This is a genomic window from Myxococcus sp. CA040A (assembly GCF_013336725.1).
GTDB classification, from domain to species: Bacteria; Myxococcota; Myxococcia; order Myxococcales; family Myxococcaceae; genus Myxococcus; species Myxococcus llanfairpwllgwyngyllgogerychwyrndrobwllllantysiliogogogochensis.
Window position 1 is genome coordinate 15106 of sequence record NZ_JABUMR010000001.1, and the last position, 23268, is coordinate 38373.

General features: G+C 68.2%; 16 protein-coding genes. 11 read left to right on the forward strand and 5 right to left on the reverse strand.

What is annotated here, in order from left to right; all coding sequences use genetic code 11:
• Positions 1-119: 119 nt before the first annotated feature.
• From HUA75_RS00090 to HUA75_RS00100, 3 genes are read left to right on the forward strand one after another with little or no spacing between them, the layout of a single operon-like run.
• Positions 120-2606, forward strand: coding sequence for a PIG-L family deacetylase (locus HUA75_RS00090; RefSeq protein WP_174485221.1), 2487 nt, complete (start codon positions 120-122; stop codon positions 2604-2606).
• An 8-nt stretch (positions 2607-2614) separates the two neighbouring features.
• Positions 2615-2773 (forward strand): hypothetical protein, encoded by a 159-nt coding sequence (locus HUA75_RS00095; protein ID WP_174457688.1) that lies wholly within the window; start codon positions 2615-2617, stop codon positions 2771-2773.
• Positions 2770-4482 (forward strand): sodium:solute symporter, encoded by a 1713-nt coding sequence (locus tag HUA75_RS00100; protein WP_141641411.1) that lies wholly within the window; start codon positions 2770-2772, stop codon positions 4480-4482. The genes HUA75_RS00095 and HUA75_RS00100 overlap by 4 nt, the downstream gene beginning before the upstream one ends.
• A 143-nt stretch (positions 4483-4625) precedes the next feature.
• On the opposite strand, the gene HUA75_RS00105 is transcribed toward HUA75_RS00100, so the two are convergent.
• Positions 4626-5555 carry a VCBS repeat-containing protein gene (locus tag HUA75_RS00105; RefSeq protein ID WP_174477528.1) on the reverse strand — a complete coding sequence of 310 codons (930 nt, stop codon included), beginning with the start codon at positions 5553-5555 and terminating at the stop codon, positions 4626-4628.
• A gap of 296 nt (positions 5556-5851) precedes the next feature.
• Here HUA75_RS00105 and HUA75_RS46140 point away from each other — a divergent pair, with 296 nt between their 5' ends.
• The 3 genes from HUA75_RS46140 to HUA75_RS00120 all read left to right on the forward strand — a co-directional run bounded on the left by HUA75_RS46140 (position 5852) and on the right by HUA75_RS00120 (position 7537).
• Positions 5852-6085 carry a hypothetical protein gene (locus HUA75_RS46140; RefSeq protein WP_217445884.1) on the forward strand — a complete coding sequence of 78 codons (234 nt, stop codon included), beginning with the start codon at positions 5852-5854 and terminating at the stop codon, positions 6083-6085.
• 136 nt (positions 6086-6221) lie between these two features.
• The gene (locus HUA75_RS00115) at positions 6222-6656 is read left to right on the forward strand and encodes a helix-turn-helix transcriptional regulator (protein ID WP_174485222.1); all 435 of its coding nucleotides are present in this window, start codon (positions 6222-6224) and stop codon (positions 6654-6656) included.
• Entirely contained in the window at positions 6653-7537 is an 885-nt protein-coding gene (locus HUA75_RS00120) for an SRPBCC domain-containing protein (protein WP_174485223.1), read from the forward strand. Before HUA75_RS00115 ends, HUA75_RS00120 begins: the two co-directional genes overlap by 4 nt.
• An 81-nt stretch (positions 7538-7618) precedes the next feature.
• Here the strand turns inward: HUA75_RS00120 and HUA75_RS00125 are convergent, their stop codons facing one another.
• The 4 genes from HUA75_RS00125 to HUA75_RS00140 form a co-directional block, all read right to left on the reverse strand.
• Positions 7619-9334, reverse strand: a complete 1716-nt coding sequence (locus HUA75_RS00125; protein WP_174485224.1) for an alpha/beta fold hydrolase — start codon at positions 9332-9334, stop codon at positions 7619-7621.
• A gap of 443 nt (positions 9335-9777) precedes the next feature.
• Positions 9778-11181, reverse strand: a complete 1404-nt coding sequence (locus HUA75_RS00130) for a family 2B encapsulin nanocompartment shell protein (protein ID WP_141641406.1) — start codon at positions 11179-11181, stop codon at positions 9778-9780.
• 15 nt (positions 11182-11196) lie between these two features.
• Positions 11197-12606, reverse strand: coding sequence for a family 2B encapsulin nanocompartment shell protein (locus tag HUA75_RS00135; RefSeq protein ID WP_141641405.1), 1410 nt, complete (start codon positions 12604-12606; stop codon positions 11197-11199).
• Between the two features lie 59 nt (positions 12607-12665).
• The gene (locus tag HUA75_RS00140) at positions 12666-14927 is read right to left on the reverse strand and encodes a family 2 encapsulin nanocompartment cargo protein terpene cyclase (protein WP_174485225.1); all 2262 of its coding nucleotides are present in this window, start codon (positions 14925-14927) and stop codon (positions 12666-12668) included.
• 284 nt (positions 14928-15211) lie between these two features.
• Between HUA75_RS00140 and HUA75_RS00145 the strand changes: the two genes are divergently transcribed.
• The 5 genes from HUA75_RS00145 (at position 15212) to HUA75_RS00165 (ending at position 23123) form a co-directional block, all read left to right on the forward strand.
• Complete coding sequence (locus tag HUA75_RS00145) at positions 15212-16030, forward strand: hypothetical protein (RefSeq protein WP_174485226.1); 819 nt, start codon at positions 15212-15214, stop codon at positions 16028-16030.
• A gap of 164 nt (positions 16031-16194) precedes the next feature.
• Positions 16195-20163, forward strand: a complete 3969-nt coding sequence (locus HUA75_RS00150; protein WP_174485227.1) for an annexin — start codon at positions 16195-16197, stop codon at positions 20161-20163.
• Positions 20164-20184: 21 nt separating this feature from the next.
• Positions 20185-21144 (forward strand): hypothetical protein, encoded by a 960-nt coding sequence (locus HUA75_RS00155; protein WP_174485228.1) that lies wholly within the window; start codon positions 20185-20187, stop codon positions 21142-21144.
• Between the two features lie 59 nt (positions 21145-21203).
• A complete protein-coding gene (locus tag HUA75_RS00160; RefSeq protein WP_141641400.1) occupies positions 21204-21686 on the forward strand; it encodes a GNAT family N-acetyltransferase in 483 nt (160 codons plus the stop codon).
• 75 nt (positions 21687-21761) lie between these two features.
• Complete coding sequence (locus tag HUA75_RS00165; protein ID WP_141641399.1) at positions 21762-23123, forward strand: serine/threonine-protein kinase; 1362 nt, start codon at positions 21762-21764, stop codon at positions 23121-23123.
• Positions 23124-23268 lie beyond the last annotated feature (145 nt).

Genomic DNA, 23268 nt, shown 5'->3' on the forward strand with positions numbered 1-23268 from the left:
CCTTGCCGGCACGGAGAAGGACCGTGACGCGCACGCGATGTGAGGCCGTGGCTGGACGCGTCATGGTGATGAAGGTCAGGCGCGCGTGGGTGGAGACCTTGTTGTAGGGTCCGCCGCGGATGCGAACCCTGCTCTTCTTTGGCATGACGCTGGCCATGAGTCTTGGAATTGGGACTTCGGCCTTCGCCCAGGCACCTCGGCAACCCCACGCGGGGGAAATCGCCGCGGGACTCCGACGGCTCGGTGTGACGGGCAGCGTGCTCTACGTCGCGGCCCACCCGGACGACGAGAACACGCGCTTTCTCGCCTGGCTGGTCGGTGAACGCGGACTGCGCGCGGGCTACCTGTCGCTCACGCGTGGCGACGGCGGACAGAACCTCATCGGCACCGAGCAGGACGAACTGCTTGGGCTCATCCGCACGTACGAGCTGCTGGCCGCGCGCGGCGTGGACGGCGCCGAGCAGTACTTCACCCGCGCGAGGGACTTCGGCTACACGAAGTCCGCCGACGAGGCGCTGCGCATCTGGGGACACGACGCGGTGCTGGCCGACGTGGTGCTCGCCATCCGTCGCTTCCAGCCGGACCTCATCGTCACGCGCTTCAACACGAAGCCGCCCAACCACGGACACCACACCGCGTCCGCGCTGCTCGCCGCCGAGGCCTTCACCGCCGCCGCCGACCCCAAGCGCTTCCCCGAGCAGTTGGACCTGGTGAAGCCGTGGAAGGCGGACCGGCTGCTGAACAACGTCTCGACGTGGAGCCTCAAGCCCGACGCGGACATGTCCGGCTATCTCAAGGTGGACGTGGGCGGGTACGACGCGCTGCTCGGTCGCTCCTGGGGAGAAATCTCCGCGGAGAGCCGTAGCCAGCACAAGAGCCAGGGCTTCGGTGTACCGGCCGAGCGCGGTCCGCTGCTGGAGTACTTCACGCCGCTCGATGGCACGCGTCCGAAGGCGGACGTGTTCGAGGGCCTGGACCTGTCCTGGCGCCGATGGAAGGGCACGGAGGCGGTGGCCCGCGCGGTGGATGACGCGGTGAAGGGCTTCGATGCGCGTGCTCCTTCCCGCACCGTGCCCGCGCTCTTGCGCGTGCATGAGGCATTGTCCGCGCTGCCTGATGACCATCCGTGGAAGGCGCTCAAGCTGCGCGAGACGGAAGCGCTCATCGCCGCGTGCGCGGGGTTGTTCCTGGAGGCACGCGCTCCGGAGGCCGCCGGTGTGCCGGGCGCTCCGGTGACGCTGAACCTGTTCGCGCTGAACCGCTCGCCCGCCGCGCTTCGACTGGTGAGCGTGACGCTGCCGGGCGGAGAGAACGTGCCCGTGAATGCGGCGCTCGCGGAGCACACGCCCTTCAAGCTGGAGAAGAAGGTGACGCTGCCGGAGGACGCGGCCATCACCACGCCGTACTGGCTGCGCAAGCCCATCTCTGGAGGACTCTTCACGCTCGAGGACTCGGACCGCGCGCTGACGGGGTTGCCCGAGGGCGGCCCCGCGTTGGCGGCGACCTTCGTTTACGAGGTCGGCGGCAGACGCATCACCGTGACGCGGCCGGTGGTGCACGTGTGGACGGACCCGGTGCGCGGCGAGCTGTACCGCGCGTTCGAGGTGGTGCCCGCCGTCACCGCGACGCTGGAGCGCGACCGGGTGATGTTCCCCAACGGGGCGACGCAGGCTGTCTCCGTGGTGCTGGGCGCGGGGCGCGCGGAGGCCTCGGGCAAGGTGCGCCTGGAGCTGCCGCAGGGCTGGCGTTCGGAGCCGGTGGAGCACGCGTTCCAGCTCGCCGCGCGCGGTGACGAGCGCACGGTCCAGTTCCGGGTGACGCCGCCCAAGGGCGCCACCGAGAAGGCGCGCCTGCGCGTCGTCGTGGACAGCGGAGGCCGCGCGGAGTCATGGCGCGTGCGCAACGTCGCCCACGAGCACCTGCCGCCCCTGGCGGTCCGCCAGCCCTCCGAGGCGACGCTGATTCCCTTCGCGCTCGCGACGAAGGTGAAGCGCCTGGGCTACATCCCCGGGCCGGGAGACCGCGTGGCGGAGAGCCTGGCGGCGGTGGGGTACGAGGTGACGGTGCTCCCCGAGGAGCGGCTGGCTTCCGAGAAGCTGGAGCGCTTCGACGCCATCCTCGTCGGTGTGCGCGCGTTCAACGCGAACCCCCGCCTCGCCGTGCACCGTGAGCGGCTGCTCGACTACGTGAAGCAGGGCGGGCGACTGGTGGTGCAGTACAACACCAACAGTCGCGTGGGCCCGCTGGCCGCCTTCGTCGGGCCGTACCCGCTGGAGCTTGGCCGCGAGCGCGTGACGGACGAGACGGCGGTGATGACTCCCGTGTCCAAGGACGAGCCGCTGTTGCGCGCACCCAACCGGCTCACGGCCGCGGACTTTGACGGCTGGGTGCAGGAGCGCGGCCTCTACTTCGCGTCGAAGTGGGATGACCACTACCGCCCGGTGTTCGAGCTGAACGACGCGGGCGAAGCGCCCCTGCGCGGCTCGCTGCTCGTCACCCGTCATGGCAAGGGGGTGTTCGTCTACACGGGCCTGGCCTTCTTCCGTCAGCTCCCCGCCGGAGTCCCCGGCGCCTACCGCCTCCTGGCGAACGTCCTCGCGCAATGAGCACTCCCGTGAATCCGTCTCCCTCCCAGACACCGCCCGAAAAGAGGCCGGAGCTGGATGACGCGCCGCCGCTCCTGGGCTCGTGGCGCAACGTCTATCTGCTGGTGTTCGGCGCCTTCGTCCTGTTCCTCGCGCTGTCGTCGCTGCTCACCTGGGTGTACTCGTGACCTTGCTTGATTGGGTGGTGCTTGGCGGAACGATTGCGTTCATCGTCATCTGGGGGATGTGGAAGTCCCGGGGCGCGAAGAACACCGAGGACTACCTGCGCGGTGCGCGCGAGCTGAAGTGGCCCACGATTGGCCTCGCGGTGATGGCCACGCAGGCCAGCGCCATCACCTTCCTCTCCGTTCCGGGCCAAGCGTACGAAGACGGCATGCGCTTCGTGCAGTTCTACTTCGGACTGCCGTTCGCGATGATTCTCATCAGCGCGGTCTTCGTTCCCATCTACTACCGGCTGAACGTCATCACCGCGTACCAGTACCTGGAGTCCCGCTTCGACTTGAAGACGCGCCTGTTGGGTGCCTTCCTGTTCCTGGTGCAGCGGGGCCTCGCAGCGGGCATCACCATCTATGCCCCGGCCATCATCCTCTCCACCATCCTCGGCTGGCCGCTGGAGCCCACCGTCGTCGCGATGGGCGCGCTGGTCATCCTCTACACGGTGACGGGCGGCTCCAGCGCCGTCAGCCAGACGCAGAAGCAGCAGATGGTGGTGATGATGGGCGGCATGGTGGTGGCCGCCCTGGTCATCCTCTGGCGGCTGCCCAAGCACGTGTCGTTCGGCGACGCCGTGGACGTCGCGGGCGCGTTTGGTCGGATGAACGTGGTGAGCTTCGACTTCAACGTGCAGGACCGCTACAACTTCTGGTCCGGCATCACCGGTGGCTTCTTCCTGGCGCTGTCGTACTTCGGTACGGACCAGTCGCAGGTGGGCCGCTACCTGACGGGGCGCTCCATCTCCGAGAGCCGGCTGGGACTGCTGTTCAACGGCGTCCTCAAGCTGCCGATGCAGTTCCTCATCCTCTTCGTCGGCATCCTCGTCTTCGTCTTCTACCAGTTCAGCACGCCGCCCCTGCTCTTCAACGACACGCTGGGCGAGCGCATGCGCGCGACGACGCAGGCAGGGGAGTACGCGGCGCTGGAGGCGAAGTGGGAGCAGGTACAGTCCAGCAAGCGCGCGGAGGTGGAGCGCTACCTCGCGGCGGGTGACGCGGGTGATGCCGCCACACAGGCGGGGGTCCGGGAGGCCCTGCGCGCCTCCTCGGGCGAGGCCAGCGCGGTTCGCAAGGAGGCCAAGGCCCTGGTGTCGCGCGCGCTGCCCGGTGCGGAGACCAAGGACTCCGACTACATCTTCATCAGCTTCGTGAAGCGCTGGCTGCCCAGCGGGCTGTTCGGGCTGCTCATCGCCGTCATCCTGTCAGCGGCCATGAGCTCCATCGCCAGTGAGCTGAACGCGCTGGGGGCCACCACGACGGTGGACTTCTACCGGCGCGTGTTCCGCCCGGAGGCGTCGGACCGGCACGTCCTCATCGCCTCCAAGCTGTTCACCGTGTTCTGGGGACTGGTGGCCGTGGGCTTCGCGAGCTTCGCGTCGCTGCTCGACAACCTCATCCAGGCGGTGAACATCCTCGGCTCCATCTTCTACGGCACGGTGCTGGGCATCTTCCTGGTCGCCTTCTTCCTCAAGCACGTGCGGGGGCACGCGGTCTTCACCGCGGCCGTCATCTCCCAGGCCACGGTGATTGGCCTCTTCATGCTCAGCGACATCGGCTACCTCTGGTTCAATGTCATCGGCTGTGTGCTCGTCGTCGCGTTGAGCCTGGCGCTCCAGGTCGTCATGCCTCGCGAGCCGCAGGTCGCGCCGGCCGCCGAGGTGTAGGTCGCGGGCTTGGGCCCCATGAGGGGCCCGCCCTGGAGCGATGACCTCTCCGGCGTCGTCGACGAGGCCCGGAGTGGGGCCCAACGGGTGGAGGCGCCTCGCGCGGGACGTCCGAGCGAGGCCCCTGCGCGCCGACGCCCGGGCTAGCGAGGACCCACGAGGTACATGCAGGTTCCGGACGAGGGGGGCGGGGTGACCTGTGAGAACCACGGTGGGCAGCCCGAGCCCATGCTGCCCACGGTCATGGACGTGCCCAGGCTCATCCCCGCCATCCGCCAGATGACGACCTGCCCCGAGCTCGGGTTGTGCCAGGCGATGTCTGGGATTCCATCGCGCGTGTAGTCCGCGGTGGCGCCGACATAGAAGGCCAGGGACATGACGGGCAGGGGAAAGGAGCCGATGATGGCGGTATTGTTCATTCGCCAGATGTCATTCTGGCCCGAGGTGCGGTGGCGCCAGAGCAGGTCCGTCCTCCCATCTCCGTCGAAGTCCGCCGCGCCCACGATGTACCAGGGGAGCGCGCGAGGAAGCGGCGTGGAGATGCCGATGGGCGTGGGCCCGGACATGTACTGGTAGAAGAACTGCCCCGTGGAGCGGTTGTGCAGCACCAGGTCCGTCTGCCCGTCCATGTTGAAGTCTCCGGACGCGGCGACGTACCAGCTCGACGACGGGAGGACGCCCGAGATGGGCGCCATGCCGAGCACACTGAAGGAGCTGTTGAGGAAACGGATGGCCGTGCCGGCCGACGCGGGCGTGTGGAAGACGAGGTCCGGGTCCGACGTCGGTCCGCCGAAATCGGAGGCGGCCTGAACCACGAGCGACGGCGACACGGCGGGCATCACCGCCGTGGCGGCCAGGGAGGGGCCGGCCATGATCCAGGTGAGCATGTTGCCCGTGGACTGGTTCCTCCACAGCAGGTCGGAGTTCGGGTCGCCATTGAAGCTCACGACATCGCCGAGGATGGCCTGGGACTGGGTGCCCTCCGGCGCGACGCCTTCGTCGAGCGTTCCCTCCGGCGCGCCACAGCCCAGGACACCTCCAGCAAGACACAACGTCAGCACGGTCTTCTTCATGTTCAGCTCCCCCACGGGTGACTGCTCTTCGGAAACGGCGTGACTACACGGCCACGGCCTCGGTGATGCTGAGCGCCGCCGGCGTGGTCGGCGATGCGCTGCGCGGGATGCACGCTGGGTGAAGTCATGGCGCGCATCTTGTCCCATGCCCCCGACGCGAAGCCAATACATGCACATACCCGCCGTTGTGGTTTGGAGTGTCTCAATGCGTCAGTCGCCATCGCCGGGAGAACTCCTCGCGGTTGCGCTACCGCCGTGAAATGTGTCGGCACTGCGTACTCCCTTGCACACCTTGCATGGCGCCGACGTCACAGCTGGATGTCGCCGCGACGATTCCGGCCGCGAACAGGGTCAGCCTGTTGATGGGGCTGGGTGATGGCTCGCTCGCGGAGAGGCAAGACGTCGTCCTGGAGGCGATGCCCAGGGGGCTCGTCGCGGGGAAATTCAACGCCGATGACAGACTCGAGCTGATGGTGAGCCAGGACGGAAGTGCTCCCCTCAAGCTCCTGGCGACGACCTGTCTTCCCTGACGCAGGGGCCGTCCACGACTCTTGAACGCCGCCCGCGAGTGGCCCCGCTTGGGGGAACGAACGACGCGTAACGTCTTCGTTTCGAATCTGCTTGCCGCGATTTCGCGTGCGCTGATATGTAACGAGTCGTTGACATATGAGTCCTCGCTCCGCCCACGCCCACCTGCCCACGTCTTCGGGGCCGTCCTCGACGCTCGACGCGGTGTTCTTCGCGCTCGCCGACAGCACCCGGCGGGCGCTGCTGGCCCGGCTCCGAGGCTCCGAAGCGACCGCGGGGAGCCTCGCCACGGGCTTCGCGATGACCCGGCCCGCGGTGTCGCGCCACCTGCGCGTGCTGCGCCAGGCGGAGATGGTCCGCGAGGAGCGCCGGGGACGCGAGCGCGTCTACACGCTGGAGCCGCTGCGCCTGCGGCTCATCAGCGATTGGCTCGATGACTACCGCGTGTTCTGGCCCGCGCGGCTCCATGACCTGAAGCAATTCATCGAGTCGATGCCCGACGACGACGCTCCAGGCCCACCCCAGGTCCCGGTGCGTCGCGCCCCACGTTCCCCGAAGAGGAGACCCCGATGAGCCCGTCGTTCGAGCACGAGTTCACCTTCAAGCTGCCGGCTCCACCCGAGCGGGTCTACCGCGCACTGACCGACCCGGCCGAGCTGCGTCACTGGTTCGCCGAGCACGCCGAGGTCGAGCCGCGCGTCTTTGGGGCCTACCGCTTCTGGGGCAAGGCCACCCTCGGCGCGCCCCGCGAGCCTGGCCGCGACCAGGTCCTGACGGCGCTCGAGCCCGGCCGCGAACTCAGGTTCAGCTGGACGATTCAAGGCGTCCCGACCGAGGTGAACTACACGCTCCAGTCAGGAGAGGGCCCGGACGCGTGTTCACTGGTGATTCGCCACGCCGTGCGAGGGCAGCTGCCGTTTCGCCAGCCGCGTCACGTGATTGACGACCTGTGGCGCATCCACACCGGGAACCTCAAGGACCACCTTCGCGAGGGCATCCAGCTCACGCTGCCCGACTTCAGCGGCAATGCCCCCGAGGTGCGCGCATCGATTGAAATCGCCGCGCCGCCCGCGAAGGTGTACCGCGCCCTGCTCGTCCCCGAGCTGATGAACCGCTGGCTCTTTGGCGCCGCCCGCGTCGACGCGGAGCGCGGTGAGATTTCCTACGGATGGAACTACACCTGCGAGGGCAGGTCCGTGGCGGGCGGCCCCACCCGCATCCTCGAGAAGGTCGAGAACGAGCGCCTGGTCACCGATTGGACCGACTGGCGGGGTGAGCCGGACAAGCCGATGACGCGCGTGACGTGGCTGCTGGAGCCCCTCGCGGAAGGGCGCCACACGCGCGTCACCGTCATCCACGACCGCTTCGAGCTGCCGGTCGACCGCAGCGACTACCAGCAGGGCTGGGCCGGGTTCCTGCGCCACCTCGGCAAGGTGGCCACCGACGCGAGCTGAGTCCGTCGGCGAACCTCGAACGCCGCCCGCGCGCGGGTACCTCCCACGGGCGGGCGGCGGATGGATGTACGACGGCGAGCCTCAGAGCTCCGTGCAGTTGAGCGCTATCTTCCGATGCTCCAGCGCCTGTCGGATGCCGCTGTAGACCACTCCGTTCGACGCGAGTCCGACGTGCTCGACGAGGTTGTCCTTGCAGAAGTCCTGCACCGTCACGTTGCACTGCAGCGCCTCGCCCGACGGGCTCGTCCGGTCACAGTTGTCCATCTTCCCGTTCGAGTTCGCCTTGGTGAACACGTCATGCAGGGTGTTGATGTTGGTGTAGTAGACGGGGTCGTTCGGCGGGCGCGTGTTGATCTCCGCGATGAACGCCGAGCCCGCCTTCATCTGCTTGCAGGGCAGCGGGTCCGCCGCGGTGCCGGTGCAGTTGAACAACAGGCGCGCCACCAGGGCGAGCAGCGGGTCGTCGTCGGTGCCCTTGTGGGGCGTGCCCAGGCTGATGATGCTCTCCACCGACGCATTGCCGAAGTCACGCACGTACGCGCGGGCCACCGCGCCACCCTGGCTGTGGCCAATCAAATGGACCTTGCTCGCGCCCGTCTGGAGCAGCACGTCCGCCACCTTGAACTTGAGCTGTCGCGCGCTCTCATGCAGGTCAATCAAGCCGCCGCTGGGCAGCTCGAAGAAGAAGCGCTGGTAGCCATCCCTGTCCAACCGGCTCTCCAGCGTCCAGTACAGGATTTCGCTCGCCAGGGTGCCGCCGACGATGACGACCGGATTCTTGCGCGCCGTCGGAGTGGGCGAGGGAGTCGGCGTTGGCGCGGGAAGCGGTGTGGTGGCGGGGACGGTGGTGATGCCGCAGCTCAGCACGCTGGCCTGTGCGCTGCCCGGGTTGCTGATGAGCGGCGGGTCCGCGCCCCAGCAGGACCAGGCGCCGTCCGCCTGGGGACCGTGCTGCACCATGAACTGTGCATGCACGGAGCCATTGCCGGCATAGGAGAGGTCGCAGCCACCACTGATGACCTTGCCCGTGGCGGCGGCGAGGGCTCGGGGATAGGCCATGCCCGTGGTCTTCACGCCCTGGCTCACCGCGCAGCGCAGCGCGGGCTTCGGGATGAGGAGGGCCGCCTGCGCGGGGTCCACCGCGAGCTGACACGCGACGAGTGACGCGGTGACGGTGGCGTCCTGTGGATGGTTCGGCGGGTCCGCGGCCTGACAGCGCCAGCCCTTGCCATTCGCCGTGGGCTTGGAGACGACGACGTTCTCCGCGTGGATGGAGCCGTTCAGCGCGTGGGAGGAGTCACAGCCGCCGGAGACGACGACATAACCCTCGGTGGCGAGCTGCGGGGTGAGGGACACCTCCGCGAGCGGGTTGCGCGAGGGGCCCGTCTTCGAGCTGAGCGTCTTGCACTGCAAGCGCAGGCTGCTGACGTTGGGCGCGCTGGCCTTGCAGAAGGTGACGGAGGCCTTGGCCCACGCGGGGTTGATGACGAGCGCGGGGTCGGCGCCCTTGCACCGCCAGCCGAAGTCCCCGTCGGGAGCGTTCTGCACCATGACCTCGGCGTGCGCGGAGTCGTAGCCGAAGCGCGACACCTCGCACCCTCCGCCCACGCGGACGTAGCCCTGTTGCTGTCTGGCGAGCGGCACGGAGGCCACGGCCTTCGGATTGGCGCCGAGGCCGGTGGCGGGAGCGCGCTCTTGAATCGTCTGACAGTCGAAGGTCACCTGCGCCGAGGCCGTCGTGCCCACGAGCAGGAGCGCGGCGAGGAGGACTCCACGTGGGCCATGTGCGGGGCTCATCGCGTCGCCTCCGGGGTGGGAGCGCGAAGGTCCTCGGGATGATGGCGACGGCAAAGCCGCCTCACAGAGCGCGCCAGCGCGTGCGTGGCGGTGTGAAGCGGAATGAAGTGGGGCTGCGTCATGGAGTCACTCTCCCTGCGGCGGCGAGCCAGGGCCACGCCGCACGCGGGGCGGTGATCTGCAAGCGCTGGACCCGTGACAGGGATGGACTTGTCCAAGAGCAGGGCGGAGCGATGTTCCTCACGCCAACAATCGAAGACAGTCAAAACGGACGCGTCACGGACACGTCAGCGAAGCCGCGTGACACGTCAGCCCGGAATGGACAGCCATGACTCGGGACAGGCCGGCTCCTGGTCTGCCTGGACCCATCCCGGGACACTCCGGACACGCCCCGTGTTGCCGAGAGCGGGCTCCACCTGCGAGCCCGCTCCCGTGGCGAAACCTCAGCCGCCCAGCTCGACGTTCTCGAGCACTCCGAGCGCATCCGGAATCAGGAGCGCCGCGGAGAAGTACGTGCTGACGAGATAGGACGAGATGGCCTTCTCGCTGATGTCCATGCGGCGCACGGACAGGCCCGGCTCGACTTCGTCCTGGAGCCCCGTGCGGTGCAGGCCGATGACGCCCTGGTCCGACTCACCGGTGCGCATCACGATGATGGAGCTGGTGCGCTGCTCGGTGATGGGAATCTTGTCGCACGGCAGGATGGGAACGCCGCGCCACGCCATCGCCTTGGTGCCCTGCACGTCCACCACCGTCGGGTACAGCCCGCGACGGGTGCACTCCCGGCCAAACGCGGCGATGGTGCGCGGGTGCGCCAGGAAGAAACGTGACTTGCGGCGCCGGCTGAGCAGCTCGTCCATGTCGTCCGGCGTCGGAGGGCCGGAGCGCGTGTGGATGCGCTGCTTCAGGTCCGCGTTGTGGAGCAGACCGAAGTCACGGTTGTTGATGAGCTCGTGCTCCTGCCGCTCCTTCAGCGCCTCAATCGTCAGCCGGAGCTGCTGCTCCGTCTGGTTCATCGGCCCGTTGAACAGGTCCGCGACACGGGTGTGCACGCGGAGCACCGTCTGCGCCACGCTCAGCTCGTACTCGCGCGGAGCCAGCTCGTAGTCCACGTAGCCGCCGTGCAGTGACGGCTCACCGGAGTGACCCGCGGCCATCGGAATCGCCGCCTGCCCCATCTTGTCCTGGGGCTTCTTCAGGCGCTCCTTGTACCGCGCGACGTGTGCCTGCAGGGCAGGGGACTGCTTGATGAGGTCCTCGAACACCTGCTGCGGCAGCGCCAGCACCGTGCAGGCCGTGGTCGCCTTGACGCTGAAGCTCCACTGGTCGTTCGACTCCACCACCGCCTGGTCACCGAAGTGGTCGCCGTCCGCGAGCACGTCCAGCACCAGCTCGTCCCCGTACTTGCCCTTGCCCAGCTTCTTCGCCTTGCCGTGGGCCAACAGGAACACGTGCTCGGCGGGAGTCCCCGCCTCGACGATGGACTCGCCGGCCTTGTACTCCTTCTGGACGAAGCGGCTCGCCAGGGCCTGGAACACCGCGCTGTCACCCTCGAAGCCGCGCAGCAGCGGCAGCTTGTGCAGCTCCTGGGCGGGCACTTCCACCCGGGCGCCCACGTTGCCGAAGTTGAGCCGGTCGTCTCCCACCGAGTAGCTCAGACGACGGTTGACGCGGTACGTGCCGCCCGTCACCTCCACCCACGGCAGCATGCGCAACAGCCACCGGGGGGTGATGCCCTGCATCTGCGGTACGGTCTTGGTCGTCGTCGCGAGCTGCCGAGCACCCGCCGTGCTCAAGCTCGTCAACTGCGAGTCCATTCCGCCGCCTGGATTGTTTGGGTTCGTCATGGCGTCGGGCTTTCGTTACTCCGAGCGGCCAATCTCGACGCTCTCCAGGATGCCCAGCGCGTCCGGGATGAGGACGGCGGCGGAGAAGTACGCGCTGACCAGGTAGTTGATGATGGCCTTCTCGTTGATGCCCATGAAGCGGACAGAGAGGCTGGGCTCGATTTCGTCCGGGATGCCGGCCTGGTGCAGACCGACGACGCCCTGGTTCTTCTCACCCGCGCGCATCAGCAGGATGGAGCTGGTGCGGGAGTCGGAGACGGGAATCTTGTTGCACGGGAAGATGGGGATGCCGCGCCAGGCGGGCACCATGTTGCCGTTGAGCTCCACGCTCGTGGGGTAGATGCCCCGGCGGTTGCACTCCTGGCCGAAGGCGGCGATGGCGCGCGGGTGCGCCAGGAAGAAGGACGGGTCCTTCCACACGGTGGAGAGCAGCTCGTCCATGTCGTCCGGCGTCGGAGGGCCGGAGCGGGTGTGGATGCGCTGCTTCAGGTCGGCGTTGTGCAGCAGGCCGAAGTCGCGGTTGTTGATGAGCTCGTGCTCCTTGCGCTCCTTCAGGGCCTCCACCGTCAGACGCAGCTGCTGCTCCGTCTGGTTCATCGGCTCGTTGAAGAGGTCCGCGACGCGGCTGTGAATCTGGAGCACCGTCTGCGCGACGCTCAGCTCGTACTCGCGCGGCGACGTCTCGTAGTCCACGTACGTGCCCGGCAGCACCGGCTCGCCCGTGTGGCCCGCGGCCAGCTCGATGGCGGCCTGGCCCGACGTGTCCTGCTTCTTCTTCGAGCGCGCCTTGAACTGCTCGATGTGCTTCTGGAGCGAGGGCGCCTGGGCGACCACCGCCTCGAACGCGGACTGCTGGAGCATCAGCACGGTGCACGCCGTGACGGCCTTCGCCGTGAAGGTCCAGAAGTCCTGCGACTCCAGCAGCGCCTGGAAGCTGTAGTGGTCGCCGTCGGCGAGCACGCCAATCACCGTCTCGTCGCCGTACTTGCCGGCGCCAATCTGGTTCACCTTGCCGTGGGCGATGAGGCAGATGGAGTCCGCCTCCTGGCCCTTGGCGGTGATGACCTCGCCCGCCTTGAACTCCTTCTGCTCGAAGCGGTTGGCCAGGGCCTGCAGCACTTCCACGTCGTCGAACCCGCGCAGCAGGGGCAGCTCACACAGCTCCTGGGGGATGACCTGGACCTTGGCGCCGGCCGTGGTGAACGTCACGCGGCCGTCGCCCACCGCGTACGTCATGCGGCGGTTGACGCGGTACACGCCACCGGACACCTGCACCCACGGCAGCAGCTTGAGCAGCCACCGGGAGGAGATGCCCTGCATCTGCGGAACGGACTTGGTCGTCGTCGCGAGCTGCCGCGCCGCCGCCGTCCCGAGGCTCAACAGCTGGTTCTCTGCTTCGTTGCCGGGCTTCATCGAGTTCGCCATGAGGGCACCTTGTCTTTCAGAGGTGGGGAGACTGGGAAAAGGTTGGGATTACGAATGAGTCAGGACTGGCGGAGGGCGCTGAACATCGAGGCGATTCGGGCCGCGGAGGTGCCCAGCCCCGTGGGGCCGTGCACGTGAGGCATGGGCTTGCGGCTGCCATTCAGCTCGAACTCCTTGTACCGGTCCACCGTCTGGTGCCAGATGAGCACGCCGGCCATCCAGTTCTGGAGCTTCACGACGTACAGGTTGAGCTTCTCCTGCGCCCGCGCGTCCAGCTTGAAGTTGAGGATGAGCGAAGGCAGCTCGGTGGCGACGGTGTGCTGGAACTGCTCCATCCGGGCGGTCATCAAGTCATTGACGACCTCCACTGCCTGGGTGGGCGCCAGGTCCAGGAAGCGCTGGACGACGAGGACGCCGTTGTTCAGCTCGCCCTCGTACTCAATCTCCTTCTGATAGGAGAAGACGTCGTTGGTGAGGCAGGCGTAGTCGGCCGCCGAGTTCTCCAGCGAGCGGATGGGTCGGGTGTGGAAGATTTCCGCCGGAATCGCGTCGCCGTGGGCCAGCCGCGACAGGCTCATGGTCAGGTCCGAGCCGAACGTCTTGCGGCGCATCTCCACATAGTCGACCGGGTCCGGGACGCGGTTCTGTATCTGATTGGCCAGCTCCCACAGCCAGCTCTCCGTCATGTCCTGGATGGCCTTGCGGAACAGGTTGCGCGCGTTCGGCGTCAGGTTGGCCGCGGTGCGCGCCCACAGGTCGGCGAGGCCCCGCTCCACCGGGTTCGTCGCGACCGCCGTGCTGGTGGCCGGGTCGTCCGGCATGAACGCCGTCAGCCGGGCGTTGAAGAGCTTCGCCCCGGCCATGTCCTTGGTGTAGCCGTAGAAGGCCGGGAAGTAGTCGTCCGCGTAGGTGCCCCAGACGAGCCACCCCGCGGTCAGATTCAGCTCGGCGACGGAGGCGTCCGGATGGATGAGCGCGCCACACAGCGCCACGTCCGCGACGTCGAACTTGTGGTCATCCCAGATGTACACGCCGGGCAGACCGGGCAGCGCGTCCAGCATGCCCATGCGCCGCGCCCACGCCTTGGAGTCCTTGCGCGAGCCGTCGAGGTGGGGGCTGAGCCCCGTGGTGTACGGCATGTAGAACTTCGGAGGCACCAGGTGGCCCACCGGCTGATAGGGCACGTGGGCAAAGCTCTTGAAGCGCTTGAGGCCCAGCGCGCCGGGCGACAGGGGGATGCGCAGCGCGGACGTGCCCAGGCCCGGGAAGGGGAGGTTCAGCTCGGCGCCGGGGCCCGAGACGGGCTTCATGTAGCGGCTGGAGCGCAGGTGCCACTCATGGCCACCGGACTGCCAGTCCTGGAGCCCTCGGATGTAGACGAGGACGTTGGCCTGCTCCACCGGGTTGAGGCCGTGCTCCGCGAAGAGCGAGGGCAGCTCCGTCACCGCCGTGTTCTCGAACTGCTGGAGCCGCGACGTGAGCACGTCGTTGACCAGGTTGGCCGCCGCCTGCGGGTCGATGTCCAGGAAGCGCTCCATGACGAGCACGCCGTTGGACAGCTCGCCTTCCTCCAGAATCTCCCGCTCGTAGGAGAACAAGTCGTTGCGCAGGTGGACCGCGTCCGCGAACGAGTGCTTCAGCACGAGCATCGCCCGGCTGGCGGCGATGCGGTCCGGGACTTCAGCGAACACGGCGTGCTCCACCAGGTCCGCGGACCAGGGCGCCCCGCCCACCTTGCGGCGCATCTCGATGTACTCAATCGGGTTGGAGACCCGGTGCTCACTGATGTTGTCCAGCTCCCACGTGGACTCGTCCAGGAGGGCCTTGGTGCTCTCGAAGAAGCGCTTGCGCCACTCCACCGACTTGGAGGGCACCGTGCGCATCCACAGGTCCGCCAGGCCCGCTTCCACCGGGTTGGTGGGCTTGGGCATGGGCGTGGACAGGTCCACCGGCATGAACTGGGGCAGCCGGTCCAGGTACGCCTTGGAGCCCTCGCGGTCCTGCGGACGCTTGTAGATTTCGAGGAAGTGGTCGTCGAAGTAGAAGACCCAGACGTACCAGTCCGTGATGAGGTCCAGCTCCGGGCTCGGCGCCTCCGGATGGGTGTAGGCGCACAAGAGCGCGTAGTCCATCGCGTCGAACTTCTTCTCGCTCCAGATTTCCGGAGCGCTGCCGTCCTTGGGCGCGCCGATGATTCCCAATTCGCGCGCCCACGCCTTGGAGTGCACCCGGGCTGCTTCGAGGTTTGGATTCAGGCGCGCGGGCCAGGGGACATAGAACTCTGGCAATACAAAAGGATGTTTGTCTCGCGCCTTGGCCATGGGTGCCCCTCGTTGTGACGGGCGCCTTGTAGAGTGTTCAAAAAGATGAATCCACGGATTACTCAACCAAAAGATAAAATCGATGGAACACTGTTAATTCTGAGTCTCCAGGCAGGGTGGGTCCGCACCCGGTGGGGTGATAATGATTGGCTCGTTTTCTCAAGGAGGGAGAGAAATTGGACGACAGTCGTTGACAGGGGAATGAAGTGTTCGTGGAATTGTTGCTTGTTATTGCGCTCGCGTCGGCTTGGCTCGGGCGAAGAGGCCGGGCTAGCGTCACGGCCATGCTCCTCGTCACGCAGGGCCGTGAGCCGCGCAGGCAGTTGCTTCTCAAGCCCGCACCCGGGTCGAAGCAGGTCGTCTCCGCCATCCACGCCTCGTCCGTCACGGTGGAGACGGGCGGCACGACGCGGCGCGCGCCGCCAGCGCCCTCCACGCGGATGACCTTCATCATCCACGTCCAGTCGGTCTCCCCGGAGGGGGACACGCGCTATGACTTCACGCTCGACGCGGTGGACCTGCTCGTCCACCCCGGCACGTCCGAGCAGCACGTGGATGAAGTCCGCAAGAGCCTGGCGTTCCTCCCGGGCCTCACCGGTGCGGGCCTGTCCGGACGGCGGGGCAACACCCTGGACCTGAAGCTGCCCGCCCACCTGGAGCCCGAGCGCCGCAGGGAGCTACAGGACCTGGCCAAGGCGCTCCAGTTCGTGGGCAACCCCTTTCCCCAGGAAGCCATTGGCCTGGGCGCGCGGTGGGATCAGCCGCTGTATGGCAGCGGCCCCGTGGGGACGCAGGGCACCGGCAGCTTCGAACTCTTTTCATTGGAGGGAAGCCGGGCGGGGACGCGCTTCCTCATCCAGCAGACGTCGAAGAACCAGCCCGTGCCGGCCGAATACCAGACGCGCTCGGACAGCTCCGAGCGGATGATGATCCGCTCACAGACCAAGGGGGAGACCGTCTTCCGCTTGGACAGACTCTGGCCCGCGAGCAGTGAGATGGAAATGCGCGTCCAGGCAGACCTGTCCTCGGAGAAGGAAGACCCGCCCCGTCGACTCAAGGTCATCACCGACGTGAAGGTGCGCCTGGAGGAGAAGGACCGCTGAAGGGAACGTGGGACGTCTTGCTTTGGCGACCCGCCTTCCTGCCTCACACAACTCCTCGCATCGAATCTCGGATAATCTCTTTCGAGTGACGAGTGGACCCGCATTGCGGGCTGGACTCGTGTAGGTCCATGTCCGCCGTGGCGGACTTTCGCGGAGTCGGGGGCATGCGAGTCAACGAGGGCGGTTCCACTCGAGCCACGGGTACAGGGGATTCAGGCGCTTCGAGCGCGGCGGCGGAAGCCGAGCGGGCCGCTCGAGCGGCGCAGCTCGCGGCGGAAGCAGCGGCCCGTGCGGCGGCGGAAGCGGCCCGGGCCCAAGCCGCGCAGGCGGCCCAGGCGCAGGCCCGCGCGGAAGCCGCGGCCAAACAGGCGCAGGAAGCGCTGAAGCAGGCGCAGGCGGCGCTCGCGGAAGCGAAGAAGAACGCGCCCAAGGCCGAGCTGACCCGCGCGGAGCAGGCCGTGAAGCAGGCCACCACGTTCGCCCAGCAGGCCGCGACGTCGGCCCGCAATGCGGGCAACCGGGCCACCAACGCCAGCTCCTTCGTTCCGGCCAATACCACCCAGGTTCCGGCGCAACGGCAGACGCCCGCGGGCCCTCCGGGCGTCACGCCGGGCTACACCCGCGAGCAGGCGGCCAAGGACGCCACGGAGCTGTACCGCGCGACGAAGGGCGGCCTCACCGGCTGGGGCACGGACGAGGCCGCCATCTTCAAGACGTTGGACAAGCGCACGCCGGGCGACATCGCGCTCATCCGCCAGTCCTTCCGGGAGCACTACAAGGAGCACCTGGACCTGGTCCTGCGCGATGAGCTGAGCGGTGACGAGCTCACCCGCGTCAACAACATCCTGTCCGGCAACAAGGGCAACGCGGGCGCGGCGGCCATCCAGGAGCAGACGGGCTTCTTCGGGGACAAGGACGCCATCGTCAACACGCTGCGCGACGCCAGCCCCGCGGAGCGCCAGTCCATCGCCCGCTCCTTCCAGCAGATGTACGGCAAGGACCATCCGAACATCCGGGCCTCCACGCCCGAGGAGTTCATGAAGCAGGCGCTGGGGCCGCGCCTGGATGACGCCCAGCGCACGCAGCTCAACAGCCTGCTGGACACCACCCGCGCCACCACGCCGGAGCAGGTGACGCAACTGGAGGCGGGCGCGGCGCGCTCCAAGGTGCATGACGCGCTCCAGGGCTTCTTCGGCGCGGACAGCGACAAGGTCTTCGACACGCTGAAGAACCTGCCCCCGGAGCAGAAGAAGGTCCTGCTCGCGGACGCGGCGCTCCAGGCGGAGCTTCAGAAGAAGCTGTCGAAGGAGGACTACACCCGCGCCCGAGGGCTGATGGAGGACAACCCGGCCGCCGCCAGCGCCGCGCAAATCAACAGCGCGACGCAGGGCTGGTTCGGCGCGGACGAGAGCGCCATCCTCGACGTGCTGAAGAACACGAAGCCGGAGGACATGTCCGCCCTCAAGGCGGAGTTCCAGAAGCAGACGGGCCGCTCGCTGGAGTCCGAGGTCCGGGGCTGGGGCGGCGCGGACACGCAGGTGGGCCTGCGCTACCTCAACCCTCCCGCGGCCGATGACAAGCTCGGCCAGGCGCAGGCGGCGGCCGAGCAGCTCCACCGGGCCATGGACGGCGTGGGCACGGACGAGGCGGCGCTGCGCGAGGTGCTGGGCAACAAGTCCAAGGCGCAAATCAATGACATCACCGCCGCGTACCGCGACCTCTACAAGCGGGACTTGCGCTCGGACCTGACGTCGGAGCTGGGCGGGCGCGACAAGTTCGAGATTGTCGACCAGATGTATGACCTGGGGGCCATCGACCCCAAGGCGCCGGATGCGGCGAAGCAGCAAGTGGACCGCCTGCGGGCTCAGCAGCAGTTCGAGCAGAGCGGCGGCCTGGGCATCATCGACACCATCCAGAACGTCACCAAGGGCGAGTCGGACTCGGAGCGCCTGGAGCGCAACCTGACGGCGGCGGAGACGGCCATCGCCACGGGCGACACGTCCGCGGCGCAGCGGCGCACCACGTACGCCACGGACGACGTGAAGGACCTGCAGGAGACGAAGGACAGCACCGCGGACATGGCGGCCACGGCGGCCGTCGCGGTGGTGACGACGGCGGCGGTGGTGGCCACCGGTGGCGCGGCGACGCCGCTGGCCATCGCGGGCTACGCGGCGCTGGGCGCCACGACGCGCGTGGCGACGCAGGCGTACTTCAAGGGCGACTCGCTGGGCATGGACGGGGTCGCCCAGCAGGCGGTGGTGGGCGCCGTGGAGGGCGGCACCGCCGTCATCCCCCTGCCCAAGGGCCTGGGCGGCGCGGGCGCCACGGCGGCCACGGAGACCGTCGAACAGGTCGCCAAGCAGACGGTGGGACAGCGGCTGCGCAGCACGGCCATCCAGGGCGCCTGGGAGGGCGGCGTCGGCGGTGCGCTGGGCGGAGCGACGGACCAGTCCCTCCAGAGCGAGACGTGGAAGAACGGCCTGCTGCCGGGCCTCCAGCAGGTGGGCCAGCGCGCGGTGGTGGACGGCACGGTGGGCACCGTGTTCGGCGCCGGCGGTGGCGTGGCCATGGACGGCGTGATGCAGGGCGCCGCCCGCCTGACGGCTCCGCGCGAGGTGCCGGTGCTGACGAACCCGGCGCTGGACGGCGGCACCGTGCACGTGCGCTACGGCGACGGGCGGGTGCGAATCGAGGCGGGGCCGGACGCCACGCCCGCGCAAATCCAGGCGCACATGGAGACGGCCCGCACGCTCCAGAAATACGAGGGGCCGCTGGGTCAGGTCCGTCAGCTCAAGGACCGGGTGAATCAGGCGCTCACGGGGCAGCCGGGCTACGGCACCCAGGGCTTCGAGTCCCAGCTCGAGGTGAAGAAGCTCAACGCCATCATCAAGGACCTGGAGGGAGTGCAGCAGCGCATCGACACGCGGCTGCAGAAGCTCAACGGCAGCGGCGAGGTGCCCACGGCGGCGCAGCGCGAGGTGATGGAGCGCGAAATCGCGGACCTGCGCGCGCAGCTCGACACCCACGCCGCGCAGGTGGGCTCACTGGCCCCGGCGCGCGGCTATGTCGCGGCGGAGCAGCTCAGCAAGGGGAAGACGGAGGCGCTCAATCGCGGCTATCCCACGACGGAGGCCGAGGGGCTGCCGAAGGACCACTTCTGGGTGGAGAACGAGAACGGCCAGCTCTACCTGCAGCGCAACTCGGTGGAGAGCGGGCCCCGGAAGCTGTACGAGCCGTCCGGCAAGGAGGCCGAGGGCATCTTCGGGGAGTTCACCGACGCGCCCACCGGCTACATCGAGCCCAAGTTCCCCGCCAACGTCACGCGCCAGGAGGCGTTCGACGCCCTGGGCGGCAACAACCCGAAGTCGCCGTTCGGCGCCTGGGTGAAGTCGCTGGAGGCCGAGGGGCTCATCAAGGACAAGCAGGAGCTGGTCAATCTGCTGCGCGAGTCGCCCGGGGGCCTGTCGTTCGGCACCGTGCGCCACGAGCTGAAGGACAAGTACACCGACCAGCTCCTCACGCGGATGACGGACCCGGCCCGGCTGCGCGCCACGCCCGCCTACGCGGAGGCGCTCAAGGTCACCAAGAGTCCCGAGCAGGCGCTGGTGGCCGCAAGCCACACGGAGATGCTGCGCATCACCCGGGAGCTGGGGCCCGCGGACAAGGGCGCGCTCGCCCAGCGCTGGTACCAGTCCACCTTCGAGAGCACGCGCCACGGCGCCACGGAGGTCACCGTCAGCAAGCAGGCCGCGGCCGACCTCGGCGTCAGCTTCACGGCCAACCGCCGCATCGACGTGCTGGAGCCGGGCACGGTGCGCGAGCTGAAGAACGTCTCCACGAAGTTCGGTGAGCGCGAGCAGGAGCAGTTGATGGACCTGGTCAAGCTCTACGGCAAGACGCTCGACGGGACGGATACGCCCATCGAGCAGGTGGTGGAGACCTTCGTGGACCCCCGGGGCGTGGTGGCCAACTCCAAGTTCCTGCACGACATGTTCGACGGCTCCGGCGGCCAGTACCTCAAGGTGGAGGTCTTCAAGGCCGACGGGACGTCGCTGATGATTGATGCCAACAACCGGGGTATCCTCAACCAGAGTCAGGCGGAGCTCGAGAAGACCCTCGGCATCACGAGGTAGCGGGGGCCAGGAGGTCGCGGGGTGACGGAGACGGAGATGAAGCTGGGGCTGTCGGGTCCTGACCTGCCAGTCCTGGTGCGGGCCATGGTCAGCCGACTCCTTCCGAAGACGTCCCCGAGCGCGCTCTCGGTGGACTTCACGGACCAGTCACCCGGCGCGGACTGGCTGGAGACGCGCATGCTGAAGGCCCGGCGGCGCGCGAAGGCCGTCTGGGCGGGCGACTCCTGGAACTTCCTCCTCGTCGAGTCCCCCGTGGCCCTCGTCGCGGGGTCGCATGAGAGGGACGCGCGGCAGGTGCTCGCGGAGCTGGCGCCGCTGCCCTTCTTCCTGGCGTCGTTCGCCAGTCTGTTTTCGGACTGGAAGGTCGACGGCAAGGCGTACGCCGCGCCCATCCTGGATGACCTGCACTACCCGCACGGCTGGGGCTGTGCGTTCCGCGGCCAGGGCCACGCGCGGCTGGTGTCTCGCCGCTGGCTGGAGTTCGGACCGTGGCGCTTGTTGAAGGGGCCGGACGACGTCTCCCTGGTCCAGTTCCATGACCTGGAGGCGGACTCCGCCACGGCGCTCGCGGAGGCGAAGCCGGGCCATGCGCGCATGGGAGCCAACGCGGAGGGCGGCATCATCCGGTCCGGGTACAAGCGCAAGCACACGTTCGACGGCTTTTATGAGCCGAAGGACAAGCTGCTGCGCATGGTCATCCACGGCCGCGACGTGTCCGCCAGCGAGATGCTGGACGCGTGCTCGCTGCGTCTGGATGGCGCGGTGGGGCCCGGGCAGCCGCTGACACGCGTGGCGTATGTCTTCATGGAGCCGGAGCGGGCGCGCGCGCACCTGCACGAGCTGTGGCTGCGCGAGTTGGAGTGCTGGACGATTGAAATGGGCAAGGAGGTCCGGCTGGACAAGGACTACCGCCCGACACCAGTGAAGCCCGACTGGGTGAAGGTCGTGGAGGCCCGGGACGCGGGCGCGACGAAGCGCTGAGCCCGGCGTTCCGCATTCCGGGCTTGCGTGGCGGCTTCGGGCTGGGAAACATGTTTCGCATGACCCAGCAAGCGGTGTCTCCCGCCGTGTCCGGTGTGTATGTGGTTCATCGCCAGGACGGTTTCGTCATCTCCGACGACTCCGCCCGCCTCGACGTGGACGTGGTGCATGGCTACCTGACGCGCTCGTACTGGAGCCCGGGTATTTCTCGTGCGCTGGTGGAGAAGGGGATTCGTCACTCGATGGTCTTCGGCCTGTATGGCGCGGACGGCGCGCAGGTGGGTTACGCGCGCGTCGTCACGGACCGGATGTCGTTCGCCTATCTCTGTGACGTGTTCATTCTGGAGACGCAGCAGGGCAAGGGCCTGGGCAAGTGGCTGATGGAGGTCGTCTTCGCCCATCCGGACCTCCAGGGGCTGCGGCGCTTCCTGCTGGCCACGCGAGATGCCCACGGACTGTATGCCCAGTATGGCTTCACGCCCCTGAAGAGCCCGGACCGGTTCATGGAGCGCCATGACCCGGACGTGTACAGCCGGACGTAGCGGGATTCGGTTGGCCCATGGTTCGCATTCGCCCCGGAGGGCTCCGTAGACTGGAGCCCTCGCGGGAGGTGCGGCGTGGAGCGTGTCCGGTCTCAGTCAGGGCTTCGTGAAGAGGACGCGGGCGCGGCGTGTGTGGTGTGTGACGCCATGCTGGAAGGTGCTCGTTGCGCCCATTGCGGCGCGGCCGTGGCGCCGGGCGGATATCGCGTCCTGCGGCTCATCTCGCAGTCTCCGCATGGTCGCGTGTACCTGGCGGTGGATGGGCAGGGGGCGCGTGTCGCGCTCAAGGAGCTGCTGTTCGCGCTGGTGCCCGGGGTGGAGCAACTCGACGCCTTCGAGCGGGAGGCCACGGTGCTGCGCTCGCTGGAGCACCCGGACATTCCGCGCTTCGTCGCGAGCTTCAAGGAAGGCAGTGGGGTGGGGACGCGCCTCTATCTCGCGCAGGAGCTGCTCGAAGGGGAGACGCTGCTCCAGCGCCTCACGCGCCGCCGGCTGGACGAGGCGGAGGCGTGGACGCTGGCGGAGCAGGTGCTTCAGACGCTCTCGGCGCTGCATCGGCGCACGCCCGCGCTGGTGCATCGCGACGTGAAGCCGGCGAATCTCATCCTCCGGCCGGATGGACGCGTGGCGCTGGTGGACTTCGGCGCGGCCCGTCACCTGTCGCGCGATGTGACACATGGGTCCACGCTGGTGGGGACGTTCGGGTACATGCCGCCCGAGCAGCTCGGTGGCACGGTGGAGCCCTCCAGTGACCTCTACGCGCTGGGGGCGACGCTGGTCCATGCCCTCAGTGGACGCGAGCCCGCGGACCTCGTCGACGAGGGACTGGTGTTGTCGTTCGAGCAGCACCTCCAGGTCTCCGAGCCGCTCCGTGTCTTCTTGAGCAGGCTGCTCGCGCCGAAGCGCTCGGCGCGGTTCTCCTCGGCGGTGGAGGCGCTCTCCGCGCTGCGGGCGTCGGTCGAGGCACTGACGGTCGAGCCCTCCACGCCAGTCGTTTCGGCCTCCTCGGACGAGGGAGCGAAGGCGTCAGGTGAAGGGCGGGAGCGGAGCGGTGCGCATCCGCCCGTGGAGTCCACCGTCGAAGCCTCGGCGGCCGTACCCGTCACTGTCGAGAAGGCCGAGGAGCGTGCTCAGCCCCCACTCGAGGTGGTCACCGCTCATGAGGAGACAGAGGTCACTCGCGGGTCCTCGCAATGGAGCAACCCGCGTTGGGTCTTCGCCATACTGGCCTTGACGGCCTTGCTGGTGGGCCTGATTCGGCTCATGCCGCACCGAGGAGGCAGTGAGGTGATGGTCGTCGACTTTCCGGACTGGGGCAGCCCGTCCTACAGCCCACCGCAATCCCAGCCGGCAAGCCCCGCAGGCCATGAGAAGCGCCGCTGGTTCGAGCTGCCCTGGTCAAGTGGCTCGCCGTCAAGTGGCTCGCCTTCGTACTGACGCCGCGGGCCCGGCGCACCTCACCCCGACGCCCTCCCTCCTGAGTCATTTTCGTCTCGGGTGAGCGGTCAGCCAGCCGCGCGTGGGTGGTGACTCGCGGCTCCTCGCGCACGGGACGCGCGGTCCTCGGTACACAGCCCCCCTG